Source organism: Holospora elegans E1, assembly GCF_000648275.1.
Classification (GTDB): Bacteria; Pseudomonadota; Alphaproteobacteria; order Holosporales; family Holosporaceae; genus Holospora; species Holospora undulata_A.
Map to the genome: position 1 here is coordinate 1 of NZ_BAUP01000104.1, position 21508 is coordinate 21508.

Consider the following 21508-nt stretch of genomic DNA (forward strand, 5'->3'; position numbering starts at 1 on the left):
ATCAAAATGAGATTTTATTAAATCTCCATTGTGTGTCACTCAAATCCTCTCGGGTAGGGCATGTCATTTACCTTCTAACCAAGCTTTTTATCAGATTGTGAAGACAGGTTCTGAGAAATAAAAGAGCAACACGCTTTGGTGCCTGTAACACATTCACATTGTTTTGAAGCGCGATACCTTCTTTAGACCAGTCAAGCTGTTTCTTGACTCTTTCCTGTTGCTTGATAAAGCAAATAACTTTCTAAAAAATTCTGAATTTGGCCATCTAACACTGCTTTTGTGTTGGAAGTTTCTTGACCCGTCCTTAAATCCTTTACCATCTGGTAAGGCTGCAATACGTAAGAACGAATTTGCTGTCCCCAACTTATTCCTTTTTTTTCCGGTTGTATAGCCGCAGCGTATTCTTCTTTTTCTTTTTTTTCCAAAGCAAACAATTTTGACGCAAGCATCTTTAATGCGGTAGCTTTGTTTCTATGCTGGGATCTATCGTTTTGGCACTGTACCACAATTCCCGTAGGCAAATGTGTAATGCGCACGGCGCTATCAGTCTTATTTACGTGCTGTCCTCCTGCTCCTGAGGCACGATATGTGTCAATGCGAAGATCTTTTTCCTCAATGGGAACAGCTTCTGACTCTTCTAAGACTGGGGAAACAACAACCGAAGCAAAGCTTGTGTGGCGCCTTGCTGCTGCATCAAAGGGAGACAATCTTACTAAACGATGCACTCCGCTTTCTCCTTTAAGCCAACCATAGGGAAACGCTCCTTGGGAAATGGACAAAGTTACCGACTTGATTCCAGCTTCTTCTCCTGAGGTCTCATCAACAACCTCCAGCTTGTACCCGTTTGCTTCACACCAGCGCGTATACATTCGCATTAGCATTGCTGCCCAATCTTGAGCTTCTGTTCCTCCGGCTCCTGATTGTAATGCCAAAAAGCAAGGACGCTCATCCATCTTATCAGTAAAAAATTGTTCAATGCGCAAACATTGAATTTCTTTTTCCAAAGACAGTGCATGAAGATACTGATCAGGCAAAAATTCTGTATCTTGAGTGTCGTGCATGTAACAAACCCAGGTTCTTAGATCATCGATTTCTTGTTCGATGCGGTGCATAAGGTTTTTTTTACGTATCAAAGTTTCTTGCAGTTTTAGCAAGGGAACTGAAATTTTTGGATCGCTCCAAACCTCAGGAAGCTTCAATTTTTCTTCAAGATCTTGAAGCTCTTGCTGCGAGTATGTTTTGTCAAAGAAACCTCCAAACAATCTTTTTTCTTTTTCTATATGACACAATAATTCAGAAATTTGATCTAATGTTGGCATCTGTTTCTCGGTATTCTAATATTGAGGAATTGTATAAAAAAAAAGACAAATTCACAAGCGCTCTTGCGAGCGTTTTTTAAAAAGTATACCATAACGAAGCAAAGAAAAATAATGTAAAATCTTTAATATGAGTATTTTGTGTCAGGCGTTGTATTTAGATTATCAATCAACAACTCCTTGCGATCCTGAGGTGTTAGAAGCGATGATGCCTTATCTGACTCACGATTTTGGAAATCCTCACTCTAGAACGCACTGTTATGGGTGGGTTGCAGAAGAAGGGGTTGAAAAAGCACGAGCTCAAGTTGCAACAGCAATAGGGGCGGATTCGAAAGAAATAGTTTTTACATCTGGAGCTACTGAATCAAATAATTTGGCCATAAAAGGCATTGCCATGTATTTGCGTAGTCAAAATTCTTCTCGTAATACATTTATCACCCTTGCAACGGAACATAAATGTGTTTTAGAAAGTTTTCGATGGCTTCAACGGCAAGGATTTAAAGTAATTTTTCTTTCAGTAAAGCCAGATGGCCTTGTGGATCTTGAGCAATTAGAACATTATCTTGGGCCTGAAACTGCTTTGGTTTCTATTATGGGGGTTAATAATGAAATCGGGGTTATTCAGCCCTTAAAAGAAATTGGTGAACTTTGTAAGAAGTATGGAAGTTTTTTTCACAGTGATGGTGCTCAAGCTTTTGGTCGCATTTCTCTTTCAGTGAAAGATTTAGGGATTCATTTGTTAAGTATTTCTGCTCACAAGATCTATGGTCCAAAGGGAATAGGCGCGCTGTATGTAGAGCGCCGTCCTCTTCGCGTGCGACTTTCTCCATTATTTAGTGGGGGAGGGCAAGAAAGGGGAGTGCGTTCTGGAACGTTACCAACTTTTTTATGTGTAGGTTTGGGAAAATCGGCCGAAAAAGCAGAACAAATGCGTTTGACAGAACAAAAACGGTTGACAGAGCTTCGAGATGAATTTCTAGCGCGTATTCACTATGGGCTTTCAAAAGTTTATCTAAATGGGACCTTAGAAAAACGTGTCCCCGATAATCTGAATTTAAGTTTTGCTGGTGTTGAAGGAGAAGGATTGTTAATGGGAATTAAGCAGTTGGCGCTTTCTTCTGGATCTGCGTGTACTTCTGAGTCATTAGAGCCGTCTTATGTCTTAAAAGCTCTTGGAATATCACAAGATTTGGCTCACACTTCTTTGCGAATAACTTTTGGTCGATATACCGCATTAGATCAAGCATTAAACGCAGCAGATCAGATTATCGTTGCTGTGAAAAAGTTAAGAGAATTAAGCCCGTTGTGGGATATGATTACAGAAGGAATTGATCTAAATACAGTAAAATGGGTAACACACTGATAGAAAGATAAATTAAGGAAAGGAGTATTATGGCGTACAATAAAAAAATACTAGACCATTATGAAAATCCACAAAATGTTGGAGTTTTAGAAGACGGTCCAAACGTAGGAACCGGAATGGTGGGAGCTCCAGCTTGTGGAGATGTTATGAAGCTACAGATTCAAGTAGATGAAAACGGAAAGATAGTTAAAGCGCGATTTAAGGCTTTTGGGTGTGGTTCTGCTATTGCTTCTGCGTCTTATGCTGCCAGTATGTTAGAGGGAATGCAAGTATCAGAAGCCAAAAAAATTTCTAATACTGTCATCGCCAATGAATTGGGATTGCCTCCGGTAAAGCTTCATTGTTCTATGTTGGCACAAGATGCAATTGAAGCTGCGCTTGAGGATCTAAAAAATAAAAAAATAATAAATAACAGTTTAGAAGAGGAGTAAAGAATGAAAAGCGTTGGAATAATCGGGGTAGGACAGATCGGAGGAACTCTTGCCCATATGGTGCTGCAACACAGGATTCCAGTTCGTTTAGGCCTTTATGATGTGAATGAAGATGCGCTTCAAGGAAAAGTTTGGGACCTAGAGGAAGCCAGTATCATTGGAAAATTTGAAGGAAATCTAGAGATTGTTTCTTCTCTTGAAAAGTTTGAATCTTTTGATGTTTTAGTTATCACTGCAGGGCGGTTTAGAACTCCCGGGATGAGCCGAGCTGATCTTTTAAAGGAAAATTCTGAAATTTTACAAAGCATTGCAAAAAAAATAGAAAATTTTAAAGGCGTTGTAGTGATAGTAACAAATCCGGTAGACCTTATGGCGAGATTTTTTTCTGATCTTCACCCCTTACCTTCTTCACGAATTCTGGGGATGGCAGGAGTGTTAGATGAAGGACGTATGGCGTACCATATCAAGGCGTTTTCTGGGTTAAAAGGGCAAAGCGTACGCCCTTGCGTTATAGGTCCGCATTCAGATCGCATGGTCCCTTTACAAGCTATAAAGGTCGGGCCAGGGAATTTGCAAGATATCGTGCAATTTTCCCAAGAGCAGAAAAACAGTATCGATCAGAATACTCGTTTTGGAGGAGGAAGAATTATCGAAAAATTAAAATTAGGGTCAGCCTTTTATGGCCCAGCTTCGGCGTGTTTTCGTATGATTCTAAAACCTTTTGGAGTTACAACAAGAAGTTTTGACTTGCTCTATTCAGATGGGAACAAACGAAATGATTCATGGCATAGAGAAGTAAAATTCTTTTTTGGATGGCCAGTTATTCTGGGGAAAGAAGGAGTAAAAAAAAAGTGAAATCCAGAAATCAATACACAAGAGCTTGGTGATTTTAAAACAGCGCACTGTTAGCACTTCAAAAAGAATATGAAGTAATTTTTTCTGGAGAGGGGGGGGGAGTAAAATAATTTTCTTTAAAATAATGCTTGAAAATTTAAAAATATTTTTAAAACAAATAGTTCTTAGAATTGAAAAAAAGTAGTTAGAATATTAAAGTTTATTAAATAATCTTTTTTGCTCTAGATTTTTGGAAGAGATTCGTGCATCATAGGTACTAAAGTTAAGATTGTTTTTTTATGAAAAATCGACACAATTATGGTTTTTTTTTATTAAAAAATATGCAAAAACATTCTAATAAAGAAAACGCGAAGCCTGGTATTCAAAACTTTATAAAACGTTTGGGAATATTAACAGGTTTTTGCTTGTTTATGATGGGTGAGGCTATTTTTTTAGAAGGATGTAGTGCAAAAAAAACCGTTAATAAGCATAGGCGCCCTTTATCTGCTGTCGTCAAGCCCGTAAAACGCATGAACGTTGATAAGGTTATTTCCGTAAGCGGAAGCGTTAAGGCTAAGTATTCTGCTCCGTTGATTTTTCAATCTTCAGGAATTGTAAAAAATATTTTTGTAAACGCGGGAAGTAAAGTTTCAAAGGATACTTTGTTGATTCAGCTAAGGGATGATCATACAAAAGTTCAAATTCGTTGGGCAAGTGTGCAATTGGCAGGAAAAAAAGCTGACTACAAACGTAGCAAAGAAATGTATGAAAAGAAAATCTGGTCTTATACTCAAGTAGAAAAGGCCCATACAGAAATGGAGTCTGCAAGTCTAGAGTTAGAAAAAGCAAAAGTTAATGACAGCAATATGAAAATTACAGCTCCCTTTACAGGGCATGTTGGTTTTTTTCAGACAAACGGAAAGCAGCTTAGCCCTGGTTCGGCTGTTCAGCAGGGGCAAGAAGTTGGAAGAATTGTTTCTGATGAAACTATTGTGGAATTTGAGTTGTCTGAAATTGATGCAGAACAAGTTAAGGTTGGACAAAAAGTTTTGATTCAAATGGAAGGAGAAGAAATTTTGCCCTTAGCGTCTGTTGTCAACGCTAAAGAACCTTATTCTGATCCTGTATCCCATATGGTAAAGTTTAATGCCAATCTTTCAGAAAAGAAGACTTCTTATCAAGACGGAACTTTTGTTAAGGTGCGTGTAACACTTAAAGATGCGGCTCCTGCATTTTTGGTTCCTGCAGAGGCAGTTATTCCTGATAGTGGTCAGTATGTTGTCTATGTCGTTAAAGATTCTGGAGAAGTATTTAACGATGAAAAAGTTTTCATTGCCAAGGCTATTTCTGTTACACCAGGACCGCAGTTGAATGGGTTGACCAGTATCGGCGAAAAAATACAAGGTATAGAAGAAGGAGATATGGTCATTACAGAGCCTGCAGAAATGGTAAAAGACGGGCTTCCAGTTATACTTGCAAAAGAATAAGGAGTTTTTTATGCAAACCTCACCTTCTCAGTCTTCAGAATCTTCAAGATCCTTTACGGATTTTTTTATTGATCGCCCTGTATTTTCTTGGGTAGTCAACATCATTATGATGCTTCTTGGAATCATCGCATTTTTTCAACTTTCAACACGTCAGTACCCTATTGTAGAACGCCCATCTTTGACTGTACGCGCAACTTTTAATGGTTCTGCGCGCGTTATTGAAGAACAAATTACGAAGTTACTAGAAGAATCTTTTGTTTCATTACAATCTTTGAATAGCATGCGTTCTGAGGTTCAAAAAAATGAAAGTAATACTTGGTTGGTTTTTGAAGAAAATCGTTCTATGGATGCTGCATCTGCTGATGTAAGAGAAATTTTATCTCGTGTTCAAGATAAACTTCCAGAAAATGCAAAAGTATACGTTACAAAGGGTAATTCTAATGCGTTGCCAGTTATGGAGCTTGTAGTTCAAGGAGAAAAGCACGTTCCTTTAACAGAGCTTTATGCTGTGGCTTCTAGAACTTTAAAAGGTTCTATAGAAAGCATTCCTGGTGTTGCAGTAGGGGAAGTCATTGGCGGAAGTGAACTTCAAATGGAAATTATATTGGATCGAGAAAAATTATATTCTTACCATGTTGGAGCTTCTGAATTAAGTCGCCTTATAAAAGAATCCAGCGTAGAGCGAGCATTGGGATACTTAAAGGAAGAAAATCGACAGTTTTCTCTTACAGCGCAAAGCCTGTTGTCGCGCCCAGATGAGTTTTCAGAACTCCTCATTCCTGTGGGAAAAAGCAACCATTACGGGGCAACACGAAAAGTGCGTTTGGGAGATTTGGCAAAAGTTCAATTAGGGCAAGACGAAGAAGAATACAAAGTGTTTTATAACGGAAACCCCGTGGTAGCGCTTCAAGTGATTCCTCAACCTAACAGCAATCCAATTAGCATTTCAAAACTTGTCCACGAAAGGTTAGAGAATATTCAAAAAACTCTTCCAAAAGACATTAAGGTTTATGTGGCGCTTGACAAATCTATTTTTATTAAGCGGTCTATTAACCAAGTATATCGAGCTATTTTTGAATCTATTATTTTGGTTTTGCTGGTAATTTTTGTTTTCTTACGCTCTTTTTCTTCTTCTTTTATACCATTGATTACTATTCCTATTTCTTTGATTAGTACATTTTTCATTATGAGCACCTTGGGGTTCACTATTAACGTACTTTCTCTTCTTGCTATGGTGCTGGCTATTGGGCTTGTGGTGGATGATGCTATTGTAGTGCTGGAAAACGTGTATCGATATTTAGAGCAAGGAAAAAGTCGTTTGGAAGCTGCGCGCTTGGGATGCAGAGAAATTCGTTTCTCGGTTATTGCTATGACGCTTACCTTGGCAGCAGTGTACGCACCGATTTCTTTAATTCCAGGAACCATTGGAAAAATGTTTAAAGAGTTTTCGTTAACTTTGGCGGGAGCGGTGTTAATTTCTGGGGTTGTGGCGTTAACGCTTTCGCCTTCTATGTGTTCCATGATGGTTAACGCACATACCTCATTTAGCTGGAGTCCTTTAGAAAGAGTTTCCAAAGGTATCGATATTTTTCTTGAAAAAATGGAGAATTTTTACGTAAAATGGGTTGCCAGCGCGCTTAATCACATGAAAATTGTGTGGATAGGGGGGGTTGCTTTGTCGTTGTTTTCAGGGTGGGTTTACACAACCCTAAAGAAAGAGCTTATTCCTGCTTCTGATGAAGGGATTTTGCGGGTTCGTATGTTTCCTCCAAGCACTAGAAATTTAAAATTTCTCGAAAAGCTTGCTCTTCCCGTAGACAAAGTATTGCAAGAGGTTCCAGAAGTTAAGAATCGGTTACTTATTATGCATATGGGGGATAGTGTTGGGCGCGTTACGCTTAAACCTTGGGAGCTTCGTTCTCGATCTTGTCAGGATATTGTAAAGGAATTAGATCCTCTTTTTCAAAAACGTATAGCTGGTGCTGAAGTCTATACGGGATGCGTAAATTCTTCCCCGATAGGGAACCGAACGGATAGTGCTGGTGAATTAGAAATGGTGCTTTTGGCTGATAAGTCTTCGGAAGCTCTTCGTACCGAGGGACGTAAATTACGACGGCTATTAAAGGAAATTCCAGGAATAGACTGGGTAGATAATACTGAACTTATGGAGGAAGTGGGGTATAACGTAAAAGTTCATCGAGAAAGAATTTCTCAGTTGGGATTGACTCCAGAAGAAATTTTCGAAACGTTAAGAATCTTTCTTCGCGGAACAAAGGTCTCATATTTTGAAAAAGATAAGCGTATGTACAACGTTATTTTAGAGCTCCCTGATTCTGAAAGGGATTTAGAAAAAATTCCTCACTTTTTCATTAAGGGAAGAGATGCGAAAAATGAAATAGCTATGGTACCGTTAAGAGAACTTGTGTCATTTGAACAAAAGTCTTTGGATTCCATTATTTATCGTACAGATCGAAAGGGATCTTATACGTTGAAAGCGTATTTGAAAAAAGGTGCTTCTGCGTTGTCGGTTTATGAAGATTTTGAAAAACGGGTTCAATTGCCTTCAGATTTTGAACTAAGAACAGAAGGAGAGTTGAAAAACTTGCAAAAAGAATCGGGTCATATTTATATGGTTTTTGTTTTGGCAATTGTTTTTATTTTTTGGTTATGTCAGCTCAATTTGAAAGTTTTTTGTCACCGCTTATCATTATGATTACTGTTCCTCTTGCTCTTGCAGGGGGGGTGTTAACGCTTTCGTTAGTTCTTGGAATCATTAGTATTTACGGACAAATCGGTCTTATTACTTTGATTGGCCTTATTACAAAACACGGGATTCTTTTAGTGGATTTTTCCGATCAGGCACAACGATCGGGGCTTCCTTTAAAAGAGGCTATTTTGCAAGGATGTCGATTAAGATTAAGACCTATTTTAATGACAACGCTGGCTATGGTGTTGGGAGCTATTCCACTGGCGTTTTCTCAGGGCCCTGGGTATGAGGCGCGTCAACAAATTGGATGGGTTATTACTGGGGGAATGACCATAGGAACGTTATTTACTTTGTTTGTTATTCCTTGTGTTTTGTTCTTTTTTATGACAATGAAAGAGAAATTTTACAAAAACAAATAGTAATTGAACGATTTAAATTCAATTTTATTAAGACTTTAGCGAAAAAACAAAAAGTTATAAATTTTTTGTAAAAGTGCTAGATGGAAAGGTAGACAATAATTTCTTTGGGGGGGAATTGAATACATCCCCAAAGCTACTTTTAAAGACAAATCTTCTTCTGGACAGTAAAAGAAAATGTATGCTAGAATTCCATCAAAATGTATTTTTTTATGAGTCTTCATTCGTTAGAGCAGTATTTGGGCGTTATCAATCAGGTCCTTACTTTAGAAGATCTTTATGCGTTAAAGCAAAAGTATTTTGGAAAGCAATCAGAGCTAACTCAAGCCATTAGGCAGCTTTCTGAACTTTGCGCCGAAGAGCGAAAAGAGAAAGGAGAAAAAATTCATCATTTAAAAAAGATGATTTTAGAGGCCTTGGGAAAAAAAGAAGAAGAACTGAAAGAGTATGCTTTAAATCAGAAATTGCTTCAAGAGCGCGTAGATGTTACGTTACCGTGTGCTCCTGTTCGAAAAGGGTTTCTGCATCCTATTTCAGAGGTGCTTTGGGATGCTGTTGAAATTTTTCAGCAGATGGGATTTTCTTGGGTAGATGGTCCTGAAGTTGAAACAAATTTTTATAATTTCGATGCATTAAATGTAACCGAAGGTCATCCAGCACGCGCCGAACAAGATACTTTTTATCTTCCTTATGGAGTGCTTCGCACTCAAACAAGTCCTGTACAAATTCGTTCTATGGAAAAAATGTCTCCTGCCTTAAAAATCATTTCTCCAGGGCGTGTTTATCGTTCTGACCACGATCAAACCCATACTCCTATGTTTCATCAGATCGAAGGTCTTGTGGTATCAAAAGAGGCGAACATGGCAGAGCTAAAGGGGGTTTTACAAGTTTTTTTAGAAAAATTTTTTTCAAAATCTGTTTCTTTACGGTTTCGTCCTAGCTTTTTTCCCTTTACAGAGCCTTCTTGTGAAGTAGATATTGGGTATCGGAAAGAAGATGAAAATATTATTTTAGAAGGGGACAGCCATTGGTTAGAAATTTTGGGATGCGGTATGGTTCATCAGCAAATATTAACACGCTGCAATATTTGTCCACAAACATACCAAGGATACGCCTTTGGTATGGGAGTTGAACGCTTGACTATGCTGCGCTATGGTATTCAAGATATAAGAGAACTTTATAAGAATCATCAAACTTGGCTTTCTAACTTGAGTTTGGGCTATTCTTTAAAATCACTATCAATATCATAAAATAAAAAGCGAAAAATCAGTCAACGGGCAGTAAAAATTTTAATTAGGGTTTTATTTTTAAGATTTTTAAAATTAATACTGCCGGTGACCTTTTTAATTTTTAAATACTTGGATTTTGAAATCAGAAAAATAACAAGTTGCGGTGGGCTAGGTCAAATCTTCTTTTTATTAGCTTTTTAGTTGGGGGGATGTTTTAAAGTTAAGTTTAAGAACCTGTATTCATGAATAAAAAAGTGTGATATAAAAGGCTTGAAGGTGTAGAAGAAGAATTATCTAAGCGATTTAAAAGAGAGAGGGGGGGGAAGAGAAAAAGCATCATTTTGATAGCGGTAATAAAAGCAAATACAAAAGAAAGAGAGTGTTAATGCAGTAGGTTATATAATCAAGAGCGGTTGTCAATGGACGGTACATTCGTTTTATAGATGATATAGAATTAAGGGTGTATGGGAAAAAGTGATGCATGAACTTTGTTAAGACAAGCCGAATTAAGTATGAAAGAAGTAAAAATCCCAGCTATAGTATCATTCACAAAGTGTTAAAACAAGAGTTAACCCCACAGGAGACTCAGAAAAAATAGGTATAGATGGAGGGAAAAAAGATACGTAAACGGCATCATAGTGGTGTTGATAGGCAAGGCAATCTGCTCCATATCACCACGGTTCATAAGGCCAATGACACAGGTGCTGGGTGCAGAGTTTTTAAGGAAGCGGTGCAAAAAATATCCTAAATTAAAGGGAGTGTGTGCAGATGCGGGATATAGAAACCCCATGGAGGAATTTGTAAGAAACAGTATTGAATAAAACTATAGTAATCTCAGAGCATATATCTCAAGGATGGGCCATACTTCCAAAGTGTTGGATTGTCGAAAGGACATAGGATAGCTAAATCATTTTCGAAGGGTATCTAAAGATTATGAAATTGCCATAGCGACTGCTGAAAACATAAGTATGATAGGCCCATTCCATGATCCTATTAAAGGATAGCTAAATCATGAATACAGGTTCTAAAAGCTGAGAGTTTGAGTTGACCCCACTAAAAAGAAATTTTATAATGATTTGCAAAAGGTGCTGTGGGTCAGATATGTCTTGTGTTTCTTTATTTTTGTATAATCGTTTTTCCCAAAAAAAAGAAGTATTCTCTCCGATTAATCCAGAAAAGATAACTATGTACGTTTGCGGACCGACGGTATATGGGCCAATTCATATAGGAAATGGGCGCTCTATTGTGGTGTTTGATGCATTATTTAGGGTTTTGCGATACCTGTTTCCTGAAGTTGTTTATGTTCGAAATATCACTGACGTAGATGATAAAATCAACGCAGAAGCACAAAAATTGGGAATTCCTATCAACGAGCTTACTAAGAATACCATTGCTCAATTTCATCAAGACATTAATAAACTTCATGTTCTTCCAGTTAGCGTTGAACCCAAGGCCACTTGCCATATTTCCCATATGATTGAAATTATTAAAAAATTATTAGACAAGGGAGTTGCTTACTTATCTAATGGGCATGTGTTATTTGATGTTTTAAAAGATCCTTTCTACGGAAGTCTTTCTGGTGCACATAAAGAAGAAATTTTAGCAGGAGCCCGAGTTGAAGTTGCCCCTTATAAACGCAATCCTCAGGACTTTGTGTTATGGAAACCAGCAATAGAAGACCATGAGTTTTGGCCTTCTCCTTGGGGGAATGGTCGCCCTGGATGGCATACAGAGTGTTCTGCCATGAGCTTGGAATATTTAGGTACGACTTTTGATATTCATGGCGGGGGAGCAGATCTTTTATTTCCGCATCACGAAAATGAAAACGCACAAACTAGAAATGCGTTGGGGGTAGAACATCCTGTAAAACATTGGGTTCATAATGGAATGTTAATGGTTGAAGGGCAAAAAATGTCAAAATCTTTAGGCAATGTTTTGTTGCTTAAGGATGTTTTAGCTCAGTTTCCTGGGTCGGTCGTGCGTTGGGCGCTCCTTTCTTCTCATTATCGTCATACGCTGGATTGGAATTCCTCTTTGTTGCACCAGGCAACTCAGTGTATGGAGCATGTTAATCGAGTTTTAGAACTTCCTTGGGATGGAAAGCATTGCCTGGATGCAGATTTTTTAGCTTATCTGTGTGATGATTTGAATACACCAGGGGCATTGAATGCATTGCACCTTTTAGCAAAACGCGCATTACAAGATCAGAAATGGGTTTCTAGTGTGCATACCTGCGCAAATTTTCTTGGAATTCAAAAAATTTCGTCATCCTTAACGCTAGAGATTTCAAAAGAAATAGAGGATCTTATTAAAGAGAGAACGCAGGCTCGAGAGGAAAAAAACTTCCAACGGGCAGATGAATTAAGACAAAAGTTAGAAGATTTTGGAATTATCATCCAAGATACGCCTCAAGGCACGCTCTGGCAATAAAAAGATATAAGGATTAGTCTTCATGTTCAAAAAAAATTTTAAAGATAGGGGGAGGGGTTCTTTTTGCTTTTTTGGGAGGAAGTTATCTAATCGTGCATTTTGGAGGATTTGTGCTTCCTTCTTCCAAGAAAACTACAATAATTCCACTTCATCCCATTAAATCTTCTAGTGTTGGAGTGTACGTCATAAATCTTGACGCTTCTAAGGCTCGATGGAACCAGATACAAAAGCATCTTTCTAGGTTTTCTTTTTCGGTCCATCGTGTTTCTGGAATTAACGGAAAAATTTATCCCAAATTACGTTACGATGGACGCATTGTCAGTTTAGAAAAATATCGTCAATATTTAAAAGGAAAAGAACCTGGATTAGGAGAAATTGGATGCTATCTTAGTCATCGCAAAGCGCTTATCCGATTTTTGCGCTCTAAGTTTGAATTTGCAATTATTGTGGAAGATGATGTTAGTTTTAAACCTGTCTTTTCTAAAATCATTGATGCATTAGTGGTGTGTAAAAAAAAATGGGATTTATGCAGTTTTGAGCTTCACCCCTTACAAAGTGGTTGGCCTATTTCTGTTCAATCTTTTTCTTTTGGTCCTCATTTGTGTGTCTACCTGAAAGAATCTTGGAGAGCCGGCGCTTACTTAATTAATCGTTGGGCTGCTCGACGCCTTTTGGAAAAATCTCTTCCTATGTGTCTGCCTTGGGATATGTATTATATGCGGTTTTGGGAGTTCAAAGACCCTTTAGGAAAAACAATGAAGTTTATGGGAATAGAGCCTAGATGTGTTTTTCAAACTTTTGGAGATTCAGACATTGAACAAGCAGGACCAAGACAAATAACTCATCCTCACAAGCAACTTAATAAATATCGCTGGACTGGACGTTATTTTTCTTTGTGTAGCCACCTTTCCCGGTTTTTGTACGGATTATCAACCTGGTGGAAGGTTTTTTGGACTAGAAATGAAATAAAAAAATGTTAATCATTTCGGGATCACCTTTACGAAAAGGAAGATCCTTTATTCTTTTTACCAAAGGTTCCCTGCATCAAAAGAAAACGAGTTAGAAAAACCATAAGCATCTGCCAAACTTCCTCGTGTAATATCTGTACTGGCGTAATGCAAGGCATAAGCAGAAACCAAGACGATCGAAACGATTCCAAAAACCCAGAGTAATAATTTTATTGTTGAATCAAATTTCATAAATTTTTTTTTTAGATCTTTATTAAAGAATATCTTATAAATGTAAAAATATTATTAATCATTTTTTTGTGAAAATATTTTTTTTAGAAGTTTTGCGCTTTCTTCGTGCACCATTCCATTTTCTAAAAAAGATTCAAATAAGTCTACAAGAATAGCATGGCTTATTGGCTTTCCAAACTTAACAAGAATATTATATTGAGGAACACTGGAGTTTTTCTTTCTAATCAAAAATAAAGTCGGATTTTCTATTTTAGATATAAATTTTTTTTCTTTTTCTAGTTTAAAAATTTCTTTGCGTAAAGATTTTTTATATTAACAGGGTTCTGATCCACAAAAGACTGAAGAAATCCATCTATATTGGCAGGACATAAGTTTTTTTTACTTTGGTCGCGGGATAAAAACTCTTTCTCATGCCTTGTTTCTTCAAGATATCTTTTTCTGAAAGCTGTGCAAGCGAAGTGAATGCATCAGTATGAAAATCAGAAGAACCACTAAGAGTATCTAGTATTTTTTCCTTCCTCGTATGCTTTATAGCACCCAAATAAACTCTTGTATATTTTTGGAAACTTTTTTAAGAATTTCATAAGTTTCTTTCGGGGTAAGCCCTAAAGCGCGCTCTATGCAAGCAGTATCTTGGAAATCTGTAATTTGCACGTATGGTTCATCGTTATATTCATAAACTTTTGTTAGGGAAGATGATCTATTTTTATCTGCTCTCATTTTTTTTAGAATCTGCCATAGATTTTTCATATCAGATTCGTCTGCAATATCCGAAAGGGTTACTTTGTTTTTTGTAGAAAAAAATGATTTTTTTCTATTGATTTCAAATGTTTTTTGCTCAACGTATTTTTTAGTATCATAGTTATGACTCGTTTTACCGTAACTGCCCCCATTAATCCGAAAAGAAAAATAAATGTTATTTTTTTTTACTTGTTTTAAAAACTGTCATTTTTTTTTATTTTAAAGTTTTACAATAATAATATTAAATTATTTTCATTAAAAAAAGAAAAATTTACTATTTTTCTTCGAATTTAAAAACTCCGTTTCATCTTGCTTCAATACATGCTAGAATGAAAAAAATACGGTTGGGATTGCAATGCTTGTGACACAAAGATTCCTTCTATTCCTGTTACGTCCTTTTAGTGTTATTTTTGTTCTTATAGTACTAATTGGGATTTATTTTCCATCTTTTTCTTCTATGTTTATGATTAATCCTTGGCTTAATGGAGCGATTTTTAGTATCACTTTATTAGGGTTGGGAATTTTGACATTTCAAATGTTTTTTATATACAAAGAGTTTAAATACTTGGAGGTACATCAACCACAAAAACTTAGGATTTTCCCTAATCCTTCTCTTCCATTTAGCTTTCCTATTCTTCAATGGTATCAAAGTGGCATGCATATTGATGTTCAGTTGCCGTTGGCTCAGTGTGAAAAGCGACTTGCTCAACGGCTTAAGTTTGGACAATTTTTAGCAGGGACTTTAGTATTTTCTGGGTTGCTAGGAACGCTTTGGGGGTTATCCCAATCAATTATCGTTATGGCAGATATGTTTCAGAACGTTTTTACCATAGAGCCAGGGAAAGGAGATTTTTTGATGGTAATCAAAGACTATCTTTCTGGGGCGCTATCTAAGATGGGGTTGGCGTTCAGCTCTTCTTTACTTGGGCTTGGGGGATCAGTGCTTGTTCACTTTTTTTTAGTTCAGCTTGGCACGCTTCAAGGTCAATGGTATGACCGAATTGTTCGCTGGGTTCAAGACAGTCTTAATAACAAGGCCAGCACAGAGCTAACGCGCAGAATAGGGCTAGACGAAGCTATCGCGCCAGATGTTATGCTTTCTCTTTTAAATCGAATACTTACCAGTTTAGAGGGATTTTCTGGAACCAACAAGGTGCAGCTTCAACGATGTCAAGATCTGACAGAGTGTTTTCTTTCGTTTAGCACAAAAGTTCAAGATCTTTCTGACTTGATGAAAGCTCAGCACCATATTTTGAATAAATGGGCACAAGAACAAATGAGCAGTAGACACGCACTGGAAATTATGGGAAGTAAATTAGAGGACTTAGGATTTTCTGGAGATGAGGCTACACGTCAGGCATTGACAAAAATAGCAACTTGTTGTGAATTTTTGGCGCGCAATAGTGGTTATGAAAATCCATCCAATACGGTGTCGTGATGACGGTTGTTTTGAAAGAAACTCCCATTATGGCTCAATACGGGAAAATCAAAGCGCAATACCCTGATTGCTTAGTATTTTTCCGTTTGGGAGATTTTTATGAGCTTTTTGATGAAGATGCAAAAATTGCCTCTAAAGTGCTTCAAATTGTTTTAACGGCGCGCCATAAAAATTCTTCCACCCCAGTTCCTATGTGTGGAGTGCCTGCTCATGCCAGCGATACTTATATTGCTAAGCTAGTAAAAGCGGGATACAAAGTTGCTGTGTGCGAACAGTTAGAAGATGAAGAGTCTAAAGATGTAAAAGGACCAATACACCGAGATGTTGTTCGCGTAATAACTCCAGGAACTTTAACAGAAGATACTTTGTTGGATGCTAAAGAAAATAATTTTTTAATTTCTTTGGTGCGATGTGATGTTGCAAAGTCTTCTGTATATGTGTTGGCGTATGTGGATATTTCTACAGGGGATTTTTTTATTCAATCACATCCTCTGGCAGAGCTAGAAGAGGCGCTTTACGCTTTAAATCCAAAAGAGATTTTAATTTCAGAGCCGCTTTGGAAAAATGATTCTATTCCATTTTTACTGAAATCTTGGAAGCACGCCGTAACGATTCTTCCTGAAAGTCGTTTTGAAATAGAAGGGTGTGAACACCGTTTAAGTATGTTCTTTCAAGTAGAATCTACCCAGGGGTTGGGATCTTTTTCCAAAGCAGAAATATGTGCAGCCGGTGTGGTGGTAGATTATGTGGTGTTGACTCAAAAACGCCAAACCTTAAAATTAAATCGCCCTAAACATCACCGTCAAGATCACTGGGTTCGTCTTGATGCTTTTACTCGTAAAAATTTAGAAATTTTTGAAACTTTTTCTGGCCCAAATCAGCATACACTTGCTCGTATGATGGATAGAACAGTAACAGCTTTTGGTGCACGTCTGTTAACGCACCGATTGCAGCACCCCACTCAAGATTTAGAAATTCTTAATAAACGTCTGGATAGTGTTGCTTATTTTTTGCAACACGATGAGAATCGTGCAGGAATTCAGGCACTTTTAAAAAATATTCCAGATTTGGAGCGTATCGTAACACGCCTTGTAAATGCAAGGGGGCACCCAAAGGAATGGTTAAGTCTTAGACAAGGGTTGGGGGTTCTTCCTCATTTAGAGTGTTTTTTAGAATCTTGTCCTCAAGAAATTCTTCCCCTTATTCCTCATCTGACTTACTACAATGATTTTTATGAAACTTTATGTTGTGCTTTTCAAGAAGAAGGGGGGGGGACGGATGGATTAAGCCTCAGTACAGTCGTGAATTAGAAGCTTTACATCACATTCATCAAAATGCTGCTCAAATTTTAGAAGTGCTTCAGAGACGTTACATCGAAATCACTGGAATCAATAGTCTGAAGATAAAATATAACAGGATAATTGGACATTATATAGAAATTCCTCCCCATTCAATTTCAAAAATGCCTTTTGAGTTCACCTTAAAACAGACGCTTACAACTGGAGCAAGGTATACAACAGGAGAGCTATGTGATGTTGCTGCACAATTAGAAACTGCCGCACAAAAAGCTCAGATACTAGAAGAAGAGATTATTCAGAACTTTTCAAAATCTCTTTCGCAAATTCATGAAAACCTTAAACAAGCATGTGAGTTTCTTGGAATTTTGGACGTTTCCGTAGCACTGGCAGAGCTAGCGCATCAGCATCACTATACACGTCCCCACCTAGATCATAGCACAGTATTTCAAGTGGAAGGCGCAAGGCATCCTGTAATTGAATGGGTGTTTTTTCATCAAAATCAAAAAAAATTCATTGCAAATCATTGTGAGTTAACCCAAGAACAGCCGCTGTGGATGATGACAGGACCTAATATGGCTGGAAAAAGCACATTTTTAAGACAAAATGCGCTAATTGCTTTTATGGCACACGTAGGAAGTTTTGTTCCAGCAAAATTTGCCAAAATAGGATGCGTTGACCGTATTTTTACAAGGGTGGGAGCAAATGATGATCTAGCTCGAGGACAATCTACCTTTATGGTAGAAATGCTTGAAACTGCTTGCATCTTAAATCAGGCAACAAAAAGGAGTTTTGTTATTTTGGATGAAGTGGGGCGAGGAACTTCCACCCGAGATGGCCTAGCTTTGGCTTGGGCTTGTGTGGAATACATGGTAAAACATCTAAAATGCCGCACTTTGTTTTCTACCCATTATCATGAATTAGCAGCACTGAGTTATCTTCCCGAATTGCGGTTTTTTACTTTTAAGATTACTGAATGGAATGAGCAAATTATTTTCTTTCACGAGATAACAGAAGGGATTTCTGATCAGTCTTATGGGGTGCATGTTGCCCGTCTTGCAGGAATTCCAGAAGCTATTATCAGTCGCGCACAAGATTTGCTTCAACAATTTCCAGAACAGAAGTTATTTTTAAGGAACCAATCATGATAGTTCCTCATGTTTTAGTAGTAGATGATGATTTGCGATTATTAGATCTTATAAAGCGTTATCTGTGTCAAAATCATTATTGGGTTTCTTCTGCCCCTAAAGTATTTCACGCAGAACGCGCTTTATCAATTTTTAAATTTGATGCCATTATTTTAGATGTTATGCTTCCAGAAGAAGACGGGTGGTCATTTTTAGAGCGCAAGTGTGCTAATCTTCCCCCTGTTATTTTTCTAAGTGCCATGGGGGGGCCAAAAGAGCGTGTAAAAGGCCTGTCGTTAGGAGCAAAAGATTATATGATGAAGCCCTTTGAGCCTACTGAACTCTTGCTTCGTTTGAGAAATTTGATTTCCACAGAATGCGTACTACAACTTGGAGAGTACTGGTTAAATCTTAAGCAGAATTTAGTATATGATGCACACAAGCAAGTCGTTCCTCTTACAGAGCTTGAAAATAAAGTTTTGGTCTATATGGCGCATCATCCTAATGAAATCGTAAAAAGAGAAGAATTGATACAAACGTTTTTTAGTACAACTTCTAATCCAAGGGTTTTAGATGTCACTTTAAGTCGTTTAAGAAAAAAGTTAGATCCGTTTAATGCACACCCTGAACTTTTTTCTGCTATTAGGAACCAAGGATATATTTTGCAAATACGCACATAATCTTTTTAGATCTGGCTATGAAAAAGCAAAAAGTGGGAGAACGAACTAAGCCTTGAAGCTTTATTTTGCAGGGGCGTCACTGTATCCAAAAAAATGAATTCTGCACGGGCCATTAATAGTTAAAATTTGAGCTTTAGTATTAATTGTAAAAGATTTTCCTGAAAATACTCCGTATCCGCATTGACCTGAAACAGGATTTTTTCCAAAAATTTTATTTACTCCCAAATGAACAAACATATTTTGTGTCGTTAATTTGTAAAACAAGTCAGGTGAAGTATCATACAGCGTAACATTTTCAAATAATTCTAACTGATCTGGTAAAAAAAAAGATCCGTACTGGCTATTAATTTTCAGCTGATGGTGATGAGTATTTAATGTGGCATTTGGTCTTAGTAGTTGATAACACGTTGAATTTTTTGCGTCAGACTGATATTGAGCATTTAACTTTTCGGCAAAAAGCGTATAAGAATTATTTTTTTTATCTAAAGAAAAAATTTTTATTTTTTCGACATGATCACTTTTTACATTGCTAATTTTACAAGTGTTTTTACAAGTTTGCCAATCTTTAAAAAAAATTAATCCCATGCTTAGTGTTGAACCTAAAAATATTGACCACAGTCCCCATTTAAAGAATTTAGTATAAAAAATTTTTTGCACAATTTTTATAAGTTAAAAGCTTTTCTTTATTTTAATAAAAATATTCGACAAAATATAGAATAAATTTTATAAAATTTCATTAAAGTGAGTTTTAGCTATCATAATCCTTAATGCATTAAAAATTCATCAAAGAAAATTTGTTTAATTTAAAATCATAAAAGAAGTTTTTTCTTTAAAACTTTAAAAGAGTTGCGTTTTTTTTAAGAATCATATAGAATAGAAAAAATTTAACGTTTGGAGGAACGCCAAATGTTGTCAGAAAAACAATCTTTGGAAAAAGATACCGTTCGTGTCTTATTTTCTAATTCTTCAGAAAAAGAAGTGGTTATTTTGGGGGAAGTAGGTCAAACTATTTTCGAAGTGTTCAACGATCACAGAGATATATTGGAAGCTCAGGGAATTGATTTAGAAGGAGCATGTGGGGGGGCGTGTGCGTGTGCAACTTGTCATGTAATTATTCAAGACGAAACGCTGTTTAATTTGCTTCCTGATGCCAGTGTTCAAGAGGAAGATATGTTAGATTTGGCTTATGACGTTCGAAGAACTTCTCGGTTAGGATGTCAGGTGACGTTGACTAAAGACTTAGACGGTATTCGGGTTTTGTGCCCAACGGAAACGCGTCATTTAAAGGTGTAGTATTGGATTGAAAGAGGTGTCTTCTTTTTTAGGTTCCTTGGATGTAAGGAATTCTGGTGTCCATCTTATGAGGTCTCAGGGAAATTCTTTTTTACTTCGCATTACTTTTTCCGAAAATGTGGAGAAGGCTTTTTGTCTTACACAGTCAGTTTTAGAACTTTTTTTTTCATTGTGTTCCGTTTGCCCAGTAGATCAGTTTATTGAATTAATTTGTGATAACGAAACAACAAGGTGGCATATTCGGTTTTGGAATTGTAACGGAACTGTTGCTAAAGCTTGCGGAAACGGAACACGTTGTGCAGCACACTTACTGTATCGGTTAGGCTATTGCGGAGCTAAAATGACCTTTCATGGTCCAGTTGGGCTTTTAAATACGAGCATAGAGATGGGAATGCCCTTTTGTGATGAAGGTGACAAAAAAGTTCAAAACCTCTTTCAAGATGTTTCAGTACATCAAGGAAAGGGGAGGGGGATTTCTTTAAAATTTGCAGAGAAAAATTTTTCTAAAAAAGAGTGGGAGTATTTCAAACAAAACGACTCTTATATTGGCGGAGTAGATGTTGGAAATTTTCATCTTATTATTATTGGAAAAGAAGACCCTTTTCTATACGTCCGATTTTATCATGAACAATTTAAAAAAAATTTAAGTACTTATCGTGAAAATTTTTTTAATATTTCTTATGTTCGATACAAAACTTCTGGCAATGCGGATATTTCTACTTGGGAAAGGGGGGTCGGACCGACCCTAGCTTGCGGTTCTGCAGCGTGTGCAGCACTTGTGGCTTTAAGGAAGATTTACCCCATATCACAAGTGAGGCTTTATTTTCCAGGAGGCCCCATCAGTGTTTTCTATTGTGAAAAAAAAGGGTACGAGCACAAAGCGTCTTCTGTGTACGAACGATGTGTTTGTGGGGGGGGGTAGTGAGATAGGATCAAGGATCTTTTACCTGGAAAACCAGGGGAGCGTTACAGCAAAAGATAGCCTCCTGTTTGTGAAGGCTGTTTTATACCGTCACCGTGCAGGAATTTCGTTTCCGGAGAGGTTTGGCGATTTTAAAGCTATTTATCACCCGCTTTACGAGGTAGAGCCAAAAGGGGGGATGGAACAGAGTATTTGAGACGCCGAAAAAAGACGACAAAACGACTGCGCGATGATCGATTTCACGATTGCGCGTGCCAACTAACACAGTGCTGGCTCTAAAAAAGACGAAAACCAAGCTATTGGATGATTCGCTGGGAATTTAAGCGCTCAGAACCTATCTTCACAGTTAAGCCAACCGACGAATCAGTAGCATTGAATGGGAGATCATAACGTCGTGTTTTTCCGATTGAACGTCTATTTCATACTCCTTGGCTAATCACCTAAAATGATTTAGCCAGTCAATCAAATGTTCTCTTCCCCCCCCCTTTCGCTAAAATTGCCCAATCTGGCCGTAATACGTGCCGAAATTTCTAAGGTCTTTTTCAACATATTTTGAACAAACTCTTCAAACGTTTTACAAGAACCAGTATCTGCGCATAT

At 37.3% G+C, this 21508-nt stretch carries 18 protein-coding genes and 1 pseudogene; 15 read left to right on the forward strand and 4 right to left on the reverse strand.

Annotated elements, in window-relative coordinates; genetic code table 11:
- Window positions 1–191: 191 nt before the first annotated feature.
- Complete coding sequence (gene prfB / locus HE1_RS04215) at window positions 192–1319, reverse strand: peptide chain release factor 2 (RefSeq protein WP_052567347.1); 1128 nt, start codon at window positions 1317–1319, stop codon at window positions 192–194.
- 127 nt (window positions 1320–1446) lie between these two features.
- On the opposite strand from prfB, the gene HE1_RS04220 reads away from it, so the two are divergent.
- The 9 genes and pseudogenes from HE1_RS04220 to HE1_RS04260 all read left to right on the forward strand — a co-directional run bounded on the left by HE1_RS04220 (window position 1447) and on the right by HE1_RS04260 (window position 13193).
- Complete coding sequence (locus tag HE1_RS04220; protein ID WP_035545069.1) at window positions 1447–2679, forward strand: IscS subfamily cysteine desulfurase; 1233 nt, start codon at window positions 1447–1449, stop codon at window positions 2677–2679.
- 29 nt (window positions 2680–2708) lie between these two features.
- Window positions 2709–3110, forward strand: coding sequence for an iron-sulfur cluster assembly scaffold protein (locus tag HE1_RS04225; RefSeq protein WP_035545073.1), 402 nt, complete (start codon window positions 2709–2711; stop codon window positions 3108–3110).
- Between the two features lie 3 nt (window positions 3111–3113).
- Window positions 3114–3965 (forward strand): lactate/malate family dehydrogenase, encoded by an 852-nt coding sequence (locus tag HE1_RS04230; RefSeq protein WP_052567349.1) that lies wholly within the window; start codon window positions 3114–3116, stop codon window positions 3963–3965.
- A gap of 278 nt (window positions 3966–4243) precedes the next feature.
- Window positions 4244–5431, forward strand: a complete 1188-nt coding sequence (locus HE1_RS04235) for an efflux RND transporter periplasmic adaptor subunit (RefSeq protein ID WP_035545074.1) — start codon at window positions 4244–4246, stop codon at window positions 5429–5431.
- Window positions 5432–5540: 109 nt separating this feature from the next.
- Window positions 5541–8557 (forward strand): annotated as a pseudogene (locus HE1_RS04240) (efflux RND transporter permease subunit).
- 209 nt (window positions 8558–8766) lie between these two features.
- A complete protein-coding gene (locus tag HE1_RS04250) occupies window positions 8767–9804 on the forward strand; it encodes a phenylalanine--tRNA ligase subunit alpha (protein WP_162480342.1) in 1038 nt (345 codons plus the stop codon).
- Window positions 9805–10475: 671 nt separating this feature from the next.
- Window positions 10476–10604 carry a hypothetical protein gene (locus HE1_RS09985; protein ID WP_023490361.1) on the forward strand — a complete coding sequence of 43 codons (129 nt, stop codon included), beginning with the start codon at window positions 10476–10478 and terminating at the stop codon, window positions 10602–10604.
- Between the two features lie 250 nt (window positions 10605–10854).
- Window positions 10855–12213 carry a cysteine--tRNA ligase gene (cysS, locus tag HE1_RS04255; RefSeq protein WP_206537239.1) on the forward strand — a complete coding sequence of 453 codons (1359 nt, stop codon included), beginning with the start codon at window positions 10855–10857 and terminating at the stop codon, window positions 12211–12213.
- Window positions 12214–12305: 92 nt separating this feature from the next.
- Window positions 12306–13193, forward strand: a complete 888-nt coding sequence (locus HE1_RS04260; RefSeq protein WP_206537240.1) for a glycosyltransferase family 25 protein — start codon at window positions 12306–12308, stop codon at window positions 13191–13193.
- A 45-nt stretch (window positions 13194–13238) separates the two neighbouring features.
- On the opposite strand, the gene HE1_RS09005 is transcribed toward HE1_RS04260, so the two are convergent.
- Both HE1_RS09005 and HE1_RS09990 read right to left on the reverse strand, forming a co-directional pair.
- The gene (locus HE1_RS09005) at window positions 13239–13412 is read right to left on the reverse strand and encodes a hypothetical protein (RefSeq protein ID WP_023490365.1); all 174 of its coding nucleotides are present in this window, start codon (window positions 13410–13412) and stop codon (window positions 13239–13241) included.
- 528 nt (window positions 13413–13940) lie between these two features.
- Window positions 13941–14066 carry a hypothetical protein gene (locus tag HE1_RS09990; RefSeq protein WP_278243335.1) on the reverse strand — a complete coding sequence of 42 codons (126 nt, stop codon included), beginning with the start codon at window positions 14064–14066 and terminating at the stop codon, window positions 13941–13943.
- A 448-nt stretch (window positions 14067–14514) separates the two neighbouring features.
- Between HE1_RS09990 and HE1_RS04275 the strand changes: the two genes are divergently transcribed.
- Genes HE1_RS04275 through HE1_RS04285 form a run of 4 tightly spaced genes read left to right on the forward strand, consistent with a single transcriptional unit; the run spans window position 14515 to window position 18693 of the window.
- Window positions 14515–15591 carry a hypothetical protein gene (locus tag HE1_RS04275; protein ID WP_152531080.1) on the forward strand — a complete coding sequence of 359 codons (1077 nt, stop codon included), beginning with the start codon at window positions 14515–14517 and terminating at the stop codon, window positions 15589–15591.
- On the forward strand, window positions 15591–16901 hold the full coding sequence (locus HE1_RS06560; RefSeq protein ID WP_052567353.1) for a MutS N-terminal domain-containing protein: 1311 nt from the start codon (window positions 15591–15593) through the stop codon (window positions 16899–16901). Before HE1_RS04275 ends, HE1_RS06560 begins: the two co-directional genes overlap by 1 nt.
- Window positions 16835–18034 (forward strand): DNA mismatch repair protein MutS, encoded by a 1200-nt coding sequence (mutS, locus tag HE1_RS06565; RefSeq protein WP_084491039.1) that lies wholly within the window; start codon window positions 16835–16837, stop codon window positions 18032–18034. Before HE1_RS06560 ends, mutS begins: the two co-directional genes overlap by 67 nt.
- Window positions 18031–18693, forward strand: coding sequence for a response regulator transcription factor (locus HE1_RS04285; RefSeq protein WP_006288135.1), 663 nt, complete (start codon window positions 18031–18033; stop codon window positions 18691–18693). The genes mutS and HE1_RS04285 overlap by 4 nt, the downstream gene beginning before the upstream one ends.
- Before the next feature lie 60 nt (window positions 18694–18753).
- On the opposite strand, the gene lptC is transcribed toward HE1_RS04285, so the two are convergent.
- Complete coding sequence (gene lptC / locus HE1_RS04290; RefSeq protein ID WP_152531081.1) at window positions 18754–19278, reverse strand: LPS export ABC transporter periplasmic protein LptC; 525 nt, start codon at window positions 19276–19278, stop codon at window positions 18754–18756.
- A 321-nt stretch (window positions 19279–19599) separates the two neighbouring features.
- Between lptC and HE1_RS04295 the strand changes: the two genes are divergently transcribed.
- Together HE1_RS04295 and HE1_RS04300 are read left to right on the forward strand one after the other, a co-directional pair.
- The gene (locus tag HE1_RS04295) at window positions 19600–19986 is read left to right on the forward strand and encodes a 2Fe-2S iron-sulfur cluster-binding protein (RefSeq protein ID WP_023490372.1); all 387 of its coding nucleotides are present in this window, start codon (window positions 19600–19602) and stop codon (window positions 19984–19986) included.
- 7 nt (window positions 19987–19993) lie between these two features.
- The gene (locus HE1_RS04300) at window positions 19994–20908 is read left to right on the forward strand and encodes a diaminopimelate epimerase (protein ID WP_035545092.1); all 915 of its coding nucleotides are present in this window, start codon (window positions 19994–19996) and stop codon (window positions 20906–20908) included.
- Window positions 20909–21508 lie beyond the last annotated feature (600 nt).